Origin of the sequence: Citricoccus sp. NR2, assembly GCF_027594385.1 — a bacterium.
Taxonomy (GTDB): Bacteria; Actinomycetota; Actinomycetes; order Actinomycetales; family Micrococcaceae; genus CmP2.
In genome coordinates this window covers 2,492,491-2,509,056 of the sequence record NZ_CP115154.1, presented here as the reverse complement: position 1 = coordinate 2,509,056, position 16,566 = coordinate 2,492,491, and the positions used below count along the sequence as shown (strand labels likewise).

General features: G+C 63.1%; 13 protein-coding genes. 11 read left to right on the top strand and 2 right to left on the bottom strand.

All coding sequences use genetic code 11. The annotated features are described in order from the left end of the window. Positions 1-78: 78 nt before the first annotated feature. From tig to O1A05_RS11660, 5 genes are all read left to right on the top strand, one after another. Positions 79-1,641 (top strand): trigger factor, encoded by a 1,563-nt coding sequence (gene tig / locus O1A05_RS11680; RefSeq protein WP_270105384.1) that lies wholly within the window; start codon positions 79-81, stop codon positions 1,639-1,641. 309 nt (positions 1,642-1,950) lie between these two features. Further along, positions 1,951-2,544 (top strand): ATP-dependent Clp protease proteolytic subunit, encoded by a 594-nt coding sequence (locus tag O1A05_RS11675; RefSeq protein WP_270107580.1) that lies wholly within the window; start codon positions 1,951-1,953, stop codon positions 2,542-2,544. Positions 2,545-2,608: 64 nt separating this feature from the next. Beyond that, complete coding sequence (locus O1A05_RS11670; protein ID WP_270105383.1) at positions 2,609-3,265, top strand: ATP-dependent Clp protease proteolytic subunit; 657 nt, start codon at positions 2,609-2,611, stop codon at positions 3,263-3,265. 172 nt (positions 3,266-3,437) lie between these two features. Further along, complete coding sequence (gene clpX, locus O1A05_RS11665) at positions 3,438-4,724, top strand: ATP-dependent Clp protease ATP-binding subunit ClpX (protein ID WP_270105382.1); 1,287 nt, start codon at positions 3,438-3,440, stop codon at positions 4,722-4,724. Positions 4,725-4,797: 73 nt separating this feature from the next. Further along, a complete protein-coding gene (locus O1A05_RS11660) occupies positions 4,798-5,421 on the top strand; it encodes a DsbA family protein (RefSeq protein WP_270105380.1) in 624 nt (207 codons plus the stop codon). 79 nt (positions 5,422-5,500) lie between these two features. Here the strand turns inward: O1A05_RS11660 and valS are convergent, their stop codons facing one another. Next, a complete protein-coding gene (valS, locus tag O1A05_RS11655; protein ID WP_270105379.1) occupies positions 5,501-8,173 on the bottom strand; it encodes a valine--tRNA ligase in 2,673 nt (890 codons plus the stop codon). Positions 8,174-8,293: 120 nt separating this feature from the next. Between valS and O1A05_RS11650 the strand changes: the two genes are divergently transcribed. The 6 genes from O1A05_RS11650 (at position 8,294) to ndk (ending at position 15,726) form a co-directional block, all read left to right on the top strand. Then, positions 8,294-9,109, top strand: coding sequence for an SDR family oxidoreductase (locus O1A05_RS11650; RefSeq protein WP_270105378.1), 816 nt, complete (start codon positions 8,294-8,296; stop codon positions 9,107-9,109). Further along, entirely contained in the window at positions 9,106-9,588 is a 483-nt protein-coding gene (locus O1A05_RS11645) for a hypothetical protein (protein ID WP_270105377.1), read from the top strand. Before O1A05_RS11650 ends, O1A05_RS11645 begins: the two co-directional genes overlap by 4 nt. A gap of 245 nt (positions 9,589-9,833) precedes the next feature. Next, positions 9,834-13,223, top strand: coding sequence for an isoleucine--tRNA ligase (gene ileS, locus O1A05_RS11640; RefSeq protein WP_270105376.1), 3,390 nt, complete (start codon positions 9,834-9,836; stop codon positions 13,221-13,223). Further along, positions 13,220-14,734, top strand: a complete 1,515-nt coding sequence (locus O1A05_RS11635) for a bifunctional folylpolyglutamate synthase/dihydrofolate synthase (protein ID WP_270105375.1) — start codon at positions 13,220-13,222, stop codon at positions 14,732-14,734. The genes ileS and O1A05_RS11635 overlap by 4 nt, the downstream gene beginning before the upstream one ends. Beyond that, positions 14,731-15,201, top strand: coding sequence for a DUF4233 domain-containing protein (locus O1A05_RS11630; RefSeq protein ID WP_270105374.1), 471 nt, complete (start codon positions 14,731-14,733; stop codon positions 15,199-15,201). Before O1A05_RS11635 ends, O1A05_RS11630 begins: the two co-directional genes overlap by 4 nt. 105 nt (positions 15,202-15,306) lie before the next feature. Further along, entirely contained in the window at positions 15,307-15,726 is a 420-nt protein-coding gene (gene ndk / locus O1A05_RS11625) for a nucleoside-diphosphate kinase (RefSeq protein WP_270105373.1), read from the top strand. Between the two features lie 78 nt (positions 15,727-15,804). On the opposite strand, the gene O1A05_RS11620 is transcribed toward ndk, so the two are convergent. Continuing rightward, a complete protein-coding gene (locus tag O1A05_RS11620) occupies positions 15,805-16,356 on the bottom strand; it encodes a vitamin K epoxide reductase family protein (RefSeq protein WP_270107579.1) in 552 nt (183 codons plus the stop codon). Between the last annotated feature and the right edge of the window lie 210 nt (positions 16,357-16,566).

Here is a 16,566-nt window from a genome sequence, read left to right as displayed (position 1 = left end):
CAGTCCGGTCACCAGAACGGCCGTTGATCCCACATCAACAGCCCTTGAACCAAGAAGATCAATCCACAGGAGTCCTACGTGGTCAAGAGCACCGCAGAAACCCTCAACCCGACCCGGGTGAAGCTGGACGTCGAGGTTCCCTTCGATGAGCTGAAGCCACGTATCGATGAGGCGTACAAGACCATCGCGAACCAGGTCCAGATCCCAGGCTTCCGCAAGGGCAAGGTTCCGAACCGTCTGATCGACCAGCGTATTGGCCGCGGTTACGTGATCGAGACCGCCATCAACGAAGGCCTCAACGGGTACTACCAGGAGGCTCTGCGCGAAGCTGAGATCACTCCGCTGAACCGTCCTGAGGTTGACATCACCTCTGCACCGGGTGCTGAAGGCGACGCCGAGGCTCCGCTGAAGTTCACCGCCGAGGTGGACGTGCGCCCGACCATCGAGCTGCCTGATTACAAGGGCCTTAAGGTCACCGTCGATCCCGCCGCCGCATCCGCTGAGGACGAGGAGAAGGCGCTCAACGACCTGCGTTCTCGCTTCGGCACCCTGAAAGAGACCGACCGTCCGGCCGGCAAGGATGACTTTGTCACCATCTCCCTTACCGCCACCATCGACGATGAGACTGTCGATCAGGCCGATGATCTGTCCTATCAGGTGGGCGCAGGTACCATGCTCGAAGGCCTCGACGAGGCTCTTGAGGGCCTGTCCGCCGGCGAAGACGCTATCTTTGAAACCACCCTGTCCGGTGGCGAGCACTCCGGTGAGAAGGCCACCGTCAAGGTCGTCGTTTCTGCCGTGAAGGACCGCGAGCTGCCCGAGGCTGACGACGAGTTCGCACAGCTGGCCTCCGAATTCGACACCATTGCTGAGCTGAAGGAAGACCTGAAGAAGCAGGCGTCCGAGCAGGCCATCACCGAGCAGGGCGTCGAGGCCCGCGACAAGGTGCTCGAGGAGCTCGTGAAGCTCATCGAGGTTCCTGTTCCGGATTCGGTCGTTGAAGAACAGGTCGAGCAGCACTTCTCCCAGGGAGGACACTCCGAGGGCGACGACCACGACACCGCAGATCACCGCGAAGAGGTCACCGAGAACTTCCGCGAAGCCTTCCGCAATGAGGTCATCCTCGATGCTGTGGCTGACGCCGAAGAGGTCGGCGTGGAACAGTCCGAGCTGATCGAATACATCATCTCTTCCGCCTCGCAGTACGGCATGGACCCGAACCAGTTCGCCCAGATGCTGGATCAGGCAGGCCAGGTGCCCCTGATCATGGGCGAGGTTCGTCGTCGCAAGGCTCTGGCCAAGGTGCTGGAGTTCGCCGAGGTCACCGACACCGACGGCAACGCTGTAGACCTGACCTCGTTCGTGAAGCCCGCCGGCGAGCAGGAAGGGGACGCTGCCGAGGCTGCCGACTCCGATGACGCCGAGGCGCCGAAGGAAGAGAAGAAGGCCCCTGCGAAGAAGCCTGCTGCGAAGAAGGCTCCCGCCAAGAAGGCTCCCGCGAAGAAGGCAGCTGAGAAGGCAGAGGATGCTGACGAGGCTGAGGAGAAGAAGCCTGCTGCGAAGAAGCCCGCCGCGAAGAAGGCTCCGGCCAAAAAGCCTGCAGCCAAGAAAACCGCAGAAGACGAGGGCACTGAGGCCTGAGAATTCGTCGGCACGCCGTGAACCTCGCGTTCTCGACACCGTGCCTCACGGGCGAGGGGCTCGCTGATCGACACTCCGTTGATCAGCGAGCCCCTCGTTTGCTTTCGGGATGGGTTCGATGAGGATCGGTCCCGCCATCAGCGAACAGCGGGCAACATGCGTGCCGAACCACGGCGACGCACAGTAGTCTCAATACAGATCGTTCGGATCAGTCGCACCACACGCAGTGCCTTCGAGCTCGAACGTGTTTCAGTCAGCCAGTTGAAGGAAGGTAAGGACGTCATGACCGAATCGTCCCCCGCACCTCGCATGCAGTCGGTAGACCCGGCGCAGCGCGAAGACTACATCTACAATCGCCTGCTCAAAGAGCGCATCATCTGGCTCGGCTCTGAGGTCCGCGACGACAATGCCAACGCCATTTGCTCGCAGATGCTGCTGCTCTCGGCCGAAGACCCAGAGAAGGACATCTACCTCTACATCAACTCGCCCGGTGGTTCGGTGACCGCTGGTATGGCCATCTACGACACCATGCAGTACATCCCCAACGATGTCGTCACCGTGGCGACCGGCCTCGCGGCATCCATGGGTCAGTTCCTGCTGTCGTCCGGCACCAAGGGCAAGCGCTACGCGACGCCGCACGCACGTATCCTGATGCACCAGCCATCGGGCGGCATCGGCGGTACCGAGTCCGACATTCGCATCCAGGCGCAGCTCATCCTGCACATGAAGCAGGTTATGGCTGAGCTGACTGCTGAGCAGACCGGACAGACCGTCGAGACGATCCTGAAGGATAACGAACGCGACAAGTGGTTCACCGCCCAGGACGGCCTGGAATACGGATTCTTCGACCACATCGCCGAGCGTTCCGGCAGCGTCACCGGTGGTGGCGGCGTCCAGCAGTGACGCCCGGTTCCGCCACCCCACATACCATCTCGACCCACGCGACGTCGCCCTCAGGAGAGACATCATGAACCACATGCCCACCGGAATGCCGACCGGTGCCGACATTCCGGCACCGAGCTCGCGCTACATTCTTCCCCAGTTCGAAGAGCGCACCCCCTATGGTTTCAAGCGTCAGGACCCCTACGCGAAGCTTTTCGAAGACCGCATCGTTTTCCTCGGCGCCCAGGTGGATGACGCCTCGGCCGACGACATCATGGCCCAGTTGTTGGTACTGGAGTCGATGGACTCCGAGCGCGACATCACGCTCTACATCAACTCGCCCGGTGGTTCCTTCACCGCGATGACGGCCATTTACGACACGATGCAGTTCATCCGTCCCGAGGTGCAGACCGTGTGCCTCGGCCAGGCAGCCTCTGCCGCTGCTGTGCTGCTGGCCGCCGGCGCTCCCGGAAAGCGCCTGGCGCTGCCGAACGCCCGCGTGCTGATCCACCAGCCCGCTATGGGCGGCGACCGTGGTACCGCCACGGACCTTGCTATCCATGCTGAAGAAATCAACCGGATGCGTGTGTGGATGGAGCATACTCTGGCCAAGCACAGCAACAAGTCTGCCGAAGAGGTCTCCCGCGACATTGACCGTGACAAGTTCCTCTCCGCAGACGCGGCGTTGGAATACGGTCTGGTCGATGAGGTCCTTCCTTCGCGCAAGATCCAGCGCAGCTGACCACCGCACGATCAGTAGACACACTGCTGATTAGCCGGTCTAAGCGCAACGTGGCGCACCGAGAGTAATCTTCTCGGTGCGCCACAGCTATGACCGGGCGACGTTACCTTCGTCGATTCACCGCCTCTACCCACTATGCTGTGGAGGTACCCCGTCTTGAGGAGATCCCCGCATGGCACGCATCGGAGAAAGCGCCGACCTGCTCAAATGCTCATTCTGTGGCAAGAGCCAAAAGCAGGTCCGTAAGCTGATCGCCGGTCCCGGCGTTTACATTTGCGATGAATGCATCGAACTCTGCAATGAGATCATCGAAGAAGAGCTCACCGAAGTCGTCGAATCCGGCGAAGTAGAGCTACCGAAGCCTCACGAGATCTACGAGCATCTCGAGCAGTACGTTATTGGCCAGACCGCAGCCAAGCGCGCTCTTTCGGTTGCCGTCTACAACCACTACAAGCGCATTCGCAATGGCGAAGCGCCCAAGACTCCCTTCGGCCAAGAATCAGACCTCGCCGACGTCGAAGTCGGTAAGTCCAACATCCTGTTGGTGGGCCCGACCGGCTCCGGTAAAACCTATCTGGCACAGACTCTGGCCCGGAAACTCAACGTGCCCTTCGCTGTGGCCGACGCCACCTCGCTGACGGAAGCCGGCTACGTCGGTGAAGACGTCGAGAACATTCTGCTGAAGTTGATTCAGGCTGCGGATTATGACGTCAAGAAGGCCGAGCAAGGCATCATCTACATCGACGAGATCGACAAGATTTCGCGAAAGTCGGAGAACCCTTCAATTACCCGTGACGTCTCCGGAGAAGGCGTGCAGCAGGCGCTGCTGAAGATCCTCGAGGGTACCGTTGCCTCTGTGCCACCGCAGGGCGGACGCAAGCATCCGCACCAGGAGTTCCTGCAGATCGACACCACCAACGTGCTGTTCATCGTTGCTGGTGCTTTCGCGGGCTTGGACGAGATCATCGGTTCTCGTGCGGGACGCAAGGGCATCGGCTTTGGTGCTCCCTTGCACCACATCTCCAACGAGACTCCTTCGTATGCAGATGTTCAGCCCGAGGATCTGCTCAAGTTTGGTCTGATCCCCGAGTTTATCGGTCGACTTCCCGTGGTGACCGCTGTCGATTACCTCGATGAGGAATCGCTGATACGCGTGCTCACCGAGCCGAAGAATGCACTGGTGAAGCAGTACCAGAAGATGTTCATGCTCGACGGCGTGGAGTTGGTCTTTGAACGCTCGGCACTCGAAGCGATCGCCGGTCAAGCCAATGATCGTGGAACCGGTGCCCGAGGACTGCGTTCCATTCTAGAAGACGTCCTGCAACCGGTCATGTTCGATCTGCCCGCTCGGGATGATATTGCCCAGGTGGTCATCACCGGCGAAGCCGTTCGCGGTGAAGAAGAACCAACGCTCATCTCTCAGGAAGTTGCCCGGAAACGCCGGAATAAATCCGCCTAAGGCCAGGTTGTGGCAGATGCCATCCGCGCCGCGCCTTCCCGTGCGCGGTCCTGCGAATCATCGAGGAGGACGAATGCCTGAAGCCACTACCGAGAACCCCGAGATCGTTGATTTCTGGTTCGACCCGATTTGCCCCTTTGCCTGGATCACGTCCCGGTGGATCAAGGAAGTCGAGCGGGTACGCAACATCACGGTGCGCTGGCACATTATGTCTCTCTCGGTTCTTAACGAGGGACGCGACCTCGACGAAGGATACCGCGAACTGATGGACCGGGCCTGGCTTCCCGCACGTTCCGTGGTGCAGGTGCGTGAGCGTCACGGCGAGGACAAGATTGGCGACTACTACACGGCTCTGGGCACCGAGATCCACAACAACGGCAACAAAGACTTCGAATCTGCCGTGGCCAACGCGCTGAACGAGCTCGGCCTCGACGCCGATCTGCTGGATGACGCACGCACCGATGCGCTCGACACGGAATTGCGCGCCTCGCATCGGGAAGGGATCTCCAAAGTGGGCGACGACGTCGGAACCCCGGTGGTGGCCTTCAACGACACCGCCTTCTTTGGTCCGGTTCTCACCCGTATCCCGCGCGGAGAGACCGCCGGTAAGATCTTCGACGGTGCTGTGGCACTGGGCTCCTACGAGTACTTCTACGAGCTGAAGCGTTCTCGGACCACCGACCTGCAGTTCGACTGACCTCTCGTCTTAACGGCAGTGGCGGCCGCGATCCATGATCGCGGCCGCCACTTTTTCGTGCCCTCTGGCAGGGCTGGCACTAGGAGGCTGGGGTCTCCTCGGCCAGTGCCAGCTCCACGTCAGTCACCTCAAGATCCGACTCCGGGTCGGTGAGCTCGGGGCTGTACTCCAGGTGCTCGACATTGCCAGCCGCCTGCAGGTCGGCGACGCCGCCTCGCAGCTGAGCCAAACGTGACTCCGTACCGCGGATGGTCGCGGTCATGACGGCGGTGCGCTGCTTGACCTTGGCCCTGGACTTCGCCTTGCGGATACCTGCCAGCGCCCGAGCCACCACGGTGAGTACCTCGGGATCACCCTCGGAGCCGGCAGCGGTGATGCCCGCGATGGTGTCGCCGTGACCGGGCCAGGCCGTGTGGTGGACCGAACCGGTGCGCCACCAACCCCAGACCTCTTCGGTCGCGAAAGGCTGGAATGGTGCGAGCAGTCGTAGTAGCGCATCGAGAGTGGTAGCTAGGGTGGCGACCACGGATTCCTTCTCGCCCTCACCATGACCGCCGTAGGCCCGGTCCTTGATGAGTTCGACGTAGTCGTCGGTGAACTGCCAGAAGAAGGACTCGGTCACATTTAGTGCCCGAGCATAGTCGTAGCGATCAAACGCCGCGGTGGCCTGCTGGACGGCGTCGGTGAGCTGACGCAGCAGTGACCGATCGAGCGGGTTCGTGATCACGGCCGCGCCCTGGGCGTCACGCACCACGGAGTCTGCGGTGGCACCCAGATTCAGCACGAACTTGGAGGCGTTGAGCAGCTTGATGGCTAGGCGGCGTCCGATCTTCATCTGGGCCACTTCGTACGCAGTGTCGGCACCGAGCTTGGCGGAAGCCGCCCAGTAACGAACCGCGTCAGAGCCGTACTCAGCGAGAATGTCCGAGGGAACCACGACGTTGCCCTTGGACTTCGACATCTTTTTCCGGTCTGGATCCAAGATCCACCCCGACAGTGCCGTGTTCCGCCAGGGGGCGGCGCCGTTGAGAGCGTCGGCGCGCACCACGGTGGAGAATAGCCACGTGCGGATGATGTCGTGACCCTGGGGGCGCAGGTCGAAGGGGAAAACCTTCTCGAAGAACGCGTCATCGCGTGACCAACGCCCCACAATCTGGGGCGTCAACGAGGAGGTTGCCCAGGTATCGAGCACGTCCGGGTCGCCCGTGAAACCATCGGGAACATCACGCTGATCGGCGGTGTACCCGGGTGCGGGTTGGGCAATCGGGTCGATGGGCAGCGCCGCGTCGTCGGGGACGATCGGGTGCTCGTAGTCCGGTTCCCCTTGAGCGTCGAGCGGATACCACACCGGGATCGGCACACCGAAGAACCGCTGACGCGAAACCAGCCAGTCGCCGTTGAGGCCATCAATCCAGTTCGTGTAGCGGGCCTGCATGTGCCCCGGGTGCCAGGTGAACTCGTTGCCGCGCTCGATCAGGGCGGCTCGGCGATCGGCGTCGCGACCACCGTTGCGCAGGTACCACTGGCGGGAGGTCACGATCTCGAGTGGCTTGTCGCCTTTCTCGAAGAACTTCACCGGGTGAGTGATCTTGCGCGGTTCGCCTTCCGTTTCACCGGTCTCGTTGAGCATCTCGATGACGGCTTTTTGTGCCGAGAACACCGTGGCGCCAGCGAGACGCTCATAGCGCTGCCGACCGGCCTCATCAGTGATCCACTCCGGGGTCTCGGCGGCGAAACGGCCATCGCGGCCGATCAGCGCGCGCGTGGGTAGGTTGAGTTCTCGCCACCAGGTGATGTCGGTGGAGTCCCCGAAGGTACAGATCATGGCGATGCCGGAACCCTTGTCGGGTTGAGCCAGTGGGTGGGCCTTCACCTCGACCTCGACGCCGAAGAGCGGGGAGGTCACGGTGGAGCCGAACAGCGGCTGGTAACGCTCATCATCCGGATGCGCCACCAGGGCCACACAGGACGCCAGCAGCTCCGGTCGGGTGGTCTCGATCCAGATGCGGCTCGAAGCCTCATCAGCGGCGTCGTGCCGGTGGAAGGAGATGCGGTGGTAGGCGCCGTCGCGCTCCTGATCCTCCACCTCGGCCTGGGCCACAGCGGTGCGGAAGGTGACATCCCACATGGTGGGTGCTTCGGCCAGGTAGGCGTCTCCCTGCGCGAAATTCTTCAGGAATGCCCGCTGTGAGACGGCCCGGGAGACGTCATCGATGGTGCGGTAGGTGAGGTTCCAGTCCACCGAGAGACCCAACTGGGTGAAGAGGTTCTCGAAGACCTTCTCGTCCTCTACAGCGAGTTCTTCACACAGCTCGATGAAATTCTGGCGGGAGATCACATCCCAGTCGCGCTGGTTCTTGGCGGGAGTTTCCGGCGGGCGGTATCCCTCGATGTAGGGCTTGGTGGGGTCGCAACGCACACCGTAGTAGTTTTGCACGCGGCGCTCAGTGGGTAGGCCGTTGTCGTCCCAACCCATCGGGTAGAACACGTTCTTGCCGCACATGCGCTGGTAGCGTGCCATGACGTCGGTCTGCGTATATGAGAAGACGTGGCCGACGTGCAGGGAGCCGGAGGCCGTGGGCGGGGGAGTGTCGATGGAGTAGACGTTCTCACGGGTGGTCTCGGGGTCGAAGGTGTAAGTACCCTCGGAGCGCCACCGGGCGGTGAGCTTGTCCTCAAGGCCCTCGAGGCCGGGTCGATCGGGAACGGTCACGGATGCGGGCGCGTCTATGCCCTGGTTCAGTTCAGCCATGGTGGACATTGTCCCATAGAAGGCGCGGCGAACCGGCCCAGGTGTCCTCCTTAGACCGGTGAGTGTGGGCGTCGCGCAATCACCTCGTCAGCCACCGAGTTGCTCGTTTAGGGTGGAAACATGACTGAACCCATCACCGACGCACCTGCCGCGTCTATTTCCATCGATCGTTCCCGTTCCGCCATTGTCACCGGAGCCTCCTCCGGTATTGGCCGCGCCACCGCCCTTCAACTGGCCGAGAACGGTTGGCGCGTATTTGCGGTGGCTCGTCGGGCCGACCGGCTGGAGAGCCTCGTGGAAGAGGCAGCCGGCTACGACGGCGTCGTCGTCCCACTGGCCGCGGATGTCACCGACGCCACCGCGGTGGAATCGGTGCGTGAAGCGGTCGAGCGTGCTGGTGGAGCCGACACCCTGCTGAACATTGCCGGTGGAGCCCTCGGTACTGACACGGTGGGTGCCGGGTCCGTGGACGACTGGGAATGGATGTTTCAGGTCAACGTCATCGGGACCCTGCGGGTGACCCAGGCGTTCTTGCCGATGCTGCGGGACTCCGGTAAGGGCACCATCCTGAATCTGACCTCGACCGCCGGTGTGGTCGCGTATGAGGGCGGCGGTGGTTACAACGCCGCCAAGCATGGCGCGCACGGACTGACCGGGGCACTGCGTCTCGAGGAAGCCGAGCACAACATCCGCGTGGTCGAAGTGCTGCCCGGCATGGTGCACACCGAAGAATTCTCGGTGAAGAGGTTGCGCGGCAACCAGGAGGCTGCGGACAACGTGTACGCGGGTGTCGAGAAGCCGTTGACGGCCGAAGACGTGGCTGACGTGTGCTTCTACGCGGTGTCCCTGCCGCATCACGTTAACCTGGATCAGATTGTGATGCGCCCGGTCGCCCAGGCCGCACAGCACAAGGTGATCCGAGGCGCCGGTGCATGAGTGAGGCCATGACGATGTCGGTGACGACGAAGCGACTCCGTGGGGCGGTGCTCATGGGTGCCACCACCGCAGTTGCCACCGCGATTCCACTGGGACGACTGCCTCTGGGTCGCACTGCCGCCGTATCGGCCGTGCTCGGTGCCGCAGCGATGGGGGCCGGTCTGCTCGTGGCGCGCGCCCGCGATGCCTCAACTCCGGTTGCGACATGCGATCATGAGGCTCCCGCAACAGGTCCCCATCGTTCCCGCACCATCCAGGGTGTGGCGATCTTGACGGTGGCAGCCGGTGCCGTCGCCTCTTTCGGGATGACCACCTCTGTGCTGGCAGACCGCTGGATCGAAAAGGGCGTGCGCGCCCTGGGGAGCCAGCATCCGCGTCTCTGGATGATCGCTGGGGCCGGAGTACTGGGGACGATGCTGGAATGGTTCGATCAGCCCGCGCCGTCATCAGATTCGCCCGAGGCCTCCCCGGAGGCATAGAATGCACCGTAGAAGCGATGAACCGGCTATCACCGGGGAGCTGCCGGAAGAACCGCACCGTCATCACGGCGCTCAGTAGAACCGGCCGGGTCAGCCCGAGACAGCTGTCACAAGTGGTTTTTCCGCTCTTGAGGTGGAGAAACAAGCAGGGTGGTACCGCGCGAGTATTTGCGTCCTTGCACCAATGGACATTGTTGCTGTCGTGACACCTCGTCACGGCCGATGCTGAACCTGGAAGGCGCACCGTGTACCCCCTGGCGAGTTCTGATCCCCACACCGTCGGCTCCACCCCAGCCACGCCCCGATTCCCTGAGATCGAAGAGCGCGTGCTGCGCTACTGGGACGAGGACGGCACGTTCCTGGCCTCCGTCGATCAGCGCCCGGCTGAGAATCCCGACGGCAGCCCGAATGAGTTCGTCTTCTATGACGGCCCGCCCTTCGCCAATGGTCTGCCGCACTACGGCCACCTGCTGACCGGCTACGTGAAGGATCTGGTGGCCCGTTACCAGACCCAGCAGGGACGCCGTGTGGAGCGCCGCTTCGGCTGGGACACCCACGGTCTGCCCGCCGAACTTGAAGCCATGAAGCAGTTGGGTATGAACGACAAGGCTCAGATCGAGTCCATGGGCATCGACAAGTTCAACGACGCCTGCCGGGCCTCCGTGCTCAAATACACCGAAGAGTGGAAAAACTACGTCAACCGGCAGGCTCGCTGGGTCGACTTCGAGAACGACTACAAGACGCTGAACCCCGAATTCATGGAGTCGGTGCTGTGGGCGTTCAAGTCCCTGCACGAGAAGGGGCTGACCTACCAGGGCTTCCGGGTGCTGCCCTACTGCTGGAAAGACGAGACTCCGCTGTCCAACCACGAGCTGCGCATGGACGACGACGTCTACCAGAACCGCCAGGATCCCTCAGTGACGGTCGCCTTCGAGATCCTCGGGGCACCGGAGGATGCCTCGCTGATCCCCGACGGCGGCATCGATGCAGCGACCGCCGCATCACTGACCGGGGTGCGAGCCCTCGGCTGGACCACCACGCCCTGGACCCTGCCGACGAACCTGGCCCTGGCCGTCGGCCCCGAAGTGACCTACGCCGTGGTTCCGATCGGACCCAACGGTGCCAGCGTCGAGACCTTGAGTGGGACGCGGTTCCTGCTGGCCGAAGACCTGGTCGGCGCCCACGCCTCCGACTTGGGCTACGCGTCTGCGGAGGACGCCGTCGCCGCGGTGACCGAGCGCTACGTCGGCGCCAGCCTCGCCGGACTGCGCTACGCGCCGCTGTTTGACTATTTCACCGACGCCGAGAAGTACGGCACCGAGGCCGCCTTCCGATTCCTTGCCGACGACTACGTGACCACCACCGATGGCACCGGCATTGTGCACCAGGCTCCCGCCTACGGTGAGGACGACCAGCGGGTGACCGAGGCGAACGGGATCCCCGTGGTCCTCTCCGTGGACGAAGGCGCGCGCTTCCTGCCGCTCTTTGGCGACAAGACCGTTGGGGGCGGCGTGCTCAAGGACATCGCCGGAGTCCAGGTCTTCGACGCCAACCGCACCATTATCCGGGCCCTGCGTGCCCAGGGTCAGCTGGTGCGCGAAGCCTCCTACGAACACTCCTACCCGCACTGCTGGCGCTGCCGCACGCCGCTGATCTACCGTGCGATCACCTCCTGGTACGTCTCGGTCACCGAGTTCAAACAACGAATGGTGGACCTGAACCAGGAGATCAACTGGATCCCCGAGAACGTCAAAGACGGCCAGTTCGGCCGGTGGCTCGAGAATGCCCGCGACTGGTCGATCTCCCGTAACCGGTACTGGGGTTCCCCGATCCCCGTCTGGGAGTCCGATAACCCGGAGTTCCCCCGTCGTGAGGTCTACGGGTCTATCGCCGAGATTGAAGAAGCGTTCGGCACCCTGCCGCGCAACGCCGACGGCGAGGTCGACCTGCACCGCCCGTGGATCGACGAGCTGGTGCGCCCGAACCCGGACGACCCCACCGGTGCGTCCATGATGCGTCGCGTACCCGACGTGCTCGACGTCTGGTTCGATTCCGGCTCCATGCCGTACGCCCAGGTGCACTACCCGATGCAGAACAAGGACTGGTTCGACCCCCACCATCCGGCGGACTTCATTGTCGAGTACATCGGACAGACCCGTGGCTGGTTCTACACCATGCACATCCTCTCCACGGCGCTCTTCGACCGACCCGCCTACAAGAACGTGATCTCTCATGGCATCGTGCTGGGATCCGACGGGCAGAAGATGTCGAAGTCGCTGCGCAACTACCCGGACGTCTCCGAAGTCCTGGATCGCGACGGCTCCGATGCCATGCGCTGGTTCCTCATGTCCAGCCCGATTCTGCGTGGCGGCAACCTCATCGTCACGGAGGAAGGCATCCGCGAGGCCACCCGCCAGGTGATCCTGCCGGTCTGGAACGCTTTCCATTTCTTCACCCTCTACGCCAACACGGCCACCGTCAACGGCACCCGCCCCGACGGCTACCGCGCTCAGACGCGCTACAGTTCCGATGACCCGCTGGACCAGTACATCCTGGCCGCCACCGGAACCATGGTGCGTGAAGTGAAGACCGCGCTGGACTCCTACGAGGTCTCCGATGCATGTGACGCGCTGCGCACCTACGTCGACGTGCTCACCAACTGGTACATCCGCCGGTCCCGCACGCGTTTCTTCGACGAAGACCCGGTGGCCTTCGACGTGCTCTACACTGTGCTCGAAGCCACCGTGCGCGCCGCCGCACCGCTGATGCCGTTGGTGGCCGAGGAAATCTGGCGCGGGCTCACCGGAGGCCGCTCCGTGCACCTGACGGACTACCCCGACGCCGAGCTGTTCCCGAGCGGCCCGGAAGCCGAACGGATGCAGGAGCGCATGGATCTGGTGCGTACTATCACCTCGGCTGGCTCCTCACTGCGTAAAACCGCCCAGCGACGCGTGCGTCTGCCCCTGCGTGAGCTCAGCGTGGTAGTTCCCGACGCCGCCGGACTCGAGGGCGCCTACCGCAGCATCATCGCCGACGAACTCAACGTGCAGTCAGTGAACCTGCTCGATGCCTCCGAAGCCTCGCCGGAAGATTTCGGCATCACTCAGCAGCTGGTCGTCAACGCCCGTGCCGCTGGTCCGCGTCTGGGCAAGAACGTGCAGACCGTAATCAAGGCGGCGAAGTCGGGGGACTGGTCCATCGACGCCGACGGTGCGGTCGTCGCCGGAGGCCTGGAATTGGTCGAAGGCGAATACGCCCTCGCCACTCAGGTCGACCCGGCAGCCTCCGAGGGCGAAAACGTAGTGTCCGTGATTCCCGGCGGATTCTTGATGCTGGCTACAGACGTCGACGATGTTCTCGCCGCTGAAGGCGTGGCCCGCGACACCGTGCGAGCCGTGCAAGCCGCGCGCAAGGCCGCCGGTCTGGAGGTTTCCGACCGTGTGACCACCACCATCTCCGGTCCCGCGACGGTGATTGCCGCCATCACCGCTCACCGCGACCTTATCGCCGACGAGACACTGAGCACCGAGGTCGAGTTCGTCGAGAACGGGGCTGAAGACAAGCGCGCCTCGCACACCGATGACGCTTCCAAATCCGTGCAGGTCACGGTGACCCGAGTCGAAGGAACATCATGAGCGCCGAAGACCCCACCACCACCGGCGAGCGATCCACCGCCGCGGAAGTCTACGCAGACCTACTGGACCGGGCCCCGGAAAACCGCATGGAGCCGCGCATGGAACCCATGCGCCGGATCATGGAGCTGCTGGGCGAACCCCAGCGCTCCGCCCCGGTCATTCACCTGACCGGCACCAACGGGAAGACCTCCACCGCTCGGATGATCGAGGCACTGTTGCGAGCCCACGGGCTACGCACGGGACGCTACACCTCGCCGCACCTGGTCTCGGTCACGGAGCGGATCTGTCTCGACGGCGAACCGGTCGAGGAAGAAACTTTCGTGCGGGTGTGGAACGAGATCCTTCCACTGGTCACCCTCGTTGACGCTGAGTTGATCGAGGCCGGCGAGAACCGGCTCACCTACTTCGAAGCGGTCACGGCGCTGGGCTTTGCCATCTTCGCCGATGCCCCGGTGGACGTGATGATCCTCGAGGTCGGTCTCGGCGGGGTGACCGATGCCACCAACGTCGCCGACGCGCAAGTATCGGTGATCACCCCTATCTCCCTCGACCACACCGAGCTATTGGGCGACACCGAAGGCGAGATCGCCGAGGAGAAGTCCGGCATCATCAAGCCCGGTGGCTTCCTCGTGTCGTCCCGCCAGGACCCGGACGCCGCCCAAGTGCTCTTGGATCGGGCGCGCGAAGTCGGCGCCGCCTTCCGGTTCCAGGACATCGAGTTCGGTGTCAGCGAGCGAAACGTCGCGGTCGGTGGTCAGCAGGTTACTCTCGCCGGGCTGGCCGGTACCTACGAGAATCTCATGCTGCCGATGCACGGTGCCCACCAAGCCGAAAATCTATCGGTCGCCGTCGCTGCGGTCGAAGCGTTCATCGGCGGGGGAGAGACCGAACTCGGCGAGGACGTGCTGACGCAAGCCTTGACGCTGATGTCCTCACCGGGTCGGCTCGAGGTCCTCAAAACCAAGCCGCCACTGGTGATTGACGCCGCCCACAACCCCGCAGGTATCCGGGTCGCCGCCGCCGCGGTGCAGGAAGCTTTCGGCTTTAGCCGCACCGTACTCGTGGTGGGCATCCTGGCCGAAAAAGACTCGCTCGGCATCCTTACGGCACTGCAAGAAGAATTCGACGGCGCACTGCTCTGCCTGACCGCCTCCGACTCGCCGCGTGCTGTTTCCGCCGAGGAACTGGGGGAGACCGCGCTGGACGCCGGCTGGGATGAAGACGATATCCACGTTTCCGACGACGTCGTCGGCGCGCTGCGCTGGGCGGTCGACCAAGCACAGAACATCACTGCGGCTCAGCCCGAGGGCGTTGGCGGCGGAATCCTGGTCACCGGATCGATCACCCTGATCGGACAGCTGCGTGACCTGTTGGGCCCCGGACCCGACCAGGCCGACGCCGGCGTCGTGGTGGACCCCCTGGACGTCTCGGCCGAGCTCGCCGTGCTGGAAGCCATGGAGCCTCCAGCGACGGACGAAGATTCGGATGAGGACTCGGAGGGTGAGGCGTGAGCGAAAAGGAACTACCCGGCCAGGAATCCTGGCGCCCGGCGCGCGAAACGAAATCTCAGCGCAATTGGACGCCCGGTCAGCTCAAGAAGCGGCGCTCCCTGCGCACCATGTTCTCCTCGGTGGTGCTCACCTTCGAGGCTATTGTGTTGTTCTTCGTTGCGCTGACGATTTTCAACCTGAACCGCGACGCCGAATGGGCGTGGTGGGCGTTGGGCGGAACCCTGTCTTTGGCCGGGCTGTGCATCGCCACCTGCGCCTGGCTGCGCCACCCCGTCGGGTACGGCATCGGCTGGGGCATTCAGGTACTCTTCCTGGCCCTGGGTTTCATCGAGCCGATGGTCTTCCTGGCTTCCATCGGATTCGTTGCGGCCTGGGCCTACGCCGTCATTAAGGGGCGCACCCTTGATCGCGAAAATGCGGTACGTGATGCCGCCGAAGAAGAGTATCGACGCACGCATCCGGAGTGACCCGCGGGTCACCGAAGCGATGTTGGATATAGTGAGACCGGTCCCCAGAACAAACCGATGCACCCGGTGCACGCCGGGCTGCCATCACGGAAGAACGAGGTATTCGTGAGCACCACCGAACGCACCCTGATCCTCATCAAGCCAGACGGCGTCGAGCGCAACCTGACCGGCGAGATTCTCAGCCGCATCGAGCGGAAAGGTTACACCATCGTCGAACTGGCGATGACCACCCCCGACCGCGAGGTTTTGGCCGCCCACTACGAAGAGCACCAGGGCAAGCCGTTCTACGAGCCGCTGCTCGAGTTCATGTCCTCCGGCCCGGTCGTGGCCGCTATCGTCGAAGGTGACCGCGTCATCGAGGGCATCCGCTCCCTGGCCGGCACGACCGACCCCACCGTGGCTGCCCCCGGCACGATTCGCGGTGACCTGGGCCGTGACTGGCCCGGCAAGGTGCAGAAGAACCTGATCCACGCCTCCGACTCCACGTTGTCGGCCGATCGCGAAATCGAGATCTGGTTCGGCTGATCCACCACGGATCCTGACCACTGACAGACAGTTGCGCCCCTTCCTTTCCGGAGGGGCGCAACAGGTTTAACCCAGTCATTAGATGAAGGCGTTGGAAAAGCGCAGCAGAATCGAGGCGGCGACGGCGACGTACAGCAGCACGATCACCGGCCAGGCCAGCATGGAAGCCAACGACGCCGCCCGCTCCGACACCGGCAGCACACCACACACCATATTGCGCACCGTCACCAGCACCACCATCGGAATCATGGCGGCCCAGACGATTATGCAGTACAGGCACAGCACGGAAATCACGAACACCGACTGCGACCAGAGCCAGACGCAGAAAATAAAGCCCAGCGCCACGCCCAAGTTCAGGCTCAGCCAGTACCAGCGCGGCAGCCGTGCCCCTGCGAACAGGGTCATCGCCACGGTAATCACGATCGGAAACGCCACCATACCGATGAACTGGTTCGGGAAACCGAATAGTGTCGCCTGCCAGTTCTGCATTACCTGGCCACAGGACACCCAGGGGTTGATATCGCAGCTGGTCACATGGTTCGGATCCATCCACAATTGCACCCGTTCATACACCAGGGTGATGGTGGCTCCCATGCCGATCAGGCCGGTGATCAGTAGCGTCCAAGCCATCCCGACACGCCGGGCGTCACCGGGAGCGTTCGTGGTCTCGTCTTCAGTGGTGTTCACATGCGTCGTCACCACTTCAGCATACGCGCGCCACCTCGTCTCCAGCGGGGAATCGTCTTGTGTGAGAGAATGGTCATCGACCCGATGGCGACCACACCGTCATCGAGATCCTACGGACGGCCGCTGAGCCGCCAGACAAGACCCGGAGCGCCG

Bases quoted from the DNA above. Each gene is read 5' to 3' on its own strand.
- O1A05_RS11670 (WP_270105383.1), top strand. From the start codon at position 2,609: ATGAACCACATGCCCACCGGAATGCCGACCGGTGCCGACATTCCGGCA.
- O1A05_RS11660 (WP_270105380.1), top strand. From the start codon at position 4,798: ATGCCTGAAGCCACTACCGAGAACCCCGAGATCGTTGATTTCTGGTTC.
- clpX (WP_270105382.1), top strand. From the start codon at position 3,438: ATGGCACGCATCGGAGAAAGCGCCGACCTGCTCAAATGCTCATTCTGT.
- O1A05_RS11645 (WP_270105377.1), top strand. From the start codon at position 9,106: ATGAGTGAGGCCATGACGATGTCGGTGACGACGAAGCGACTCCGTGGG.
- valS (WP_270105379.1), bottom strand. From the start codon at position 8,173: ATGGCTGAACTGAACCAGGGCATAGACGCGCCCGCATCCGTGACCGTT.
- O1A05_RS11650 (WP_270105378.1), top strand. From the start codon at position 8,294: ATGACTGAACCCATCACCGACGCACCTGCCGCGTCTATTTCCATCGAT.
- O1A05_RS11620 (WP_270107579.1), bottom strand. From the start codon at position 16,356: ATGGCTTGGACGCTACTGATCACCGGCCTGATCGGCATGGGAGCCACC.
- O1A05_RS11635 (WP_270105375.1), top strand. From the start codon at position 13,220: ATGAGCGCCGAAGACCCCACCACCACCGGCGAGCGATCCACCGCCGCG.
- O1A05_RS11675 (WP_270107580.1), top strand. From the start codon at position 1,951: ATGCAGTCGGTAGACCCGGCGCAGCGCGAAGACTACATCTACAATCGC.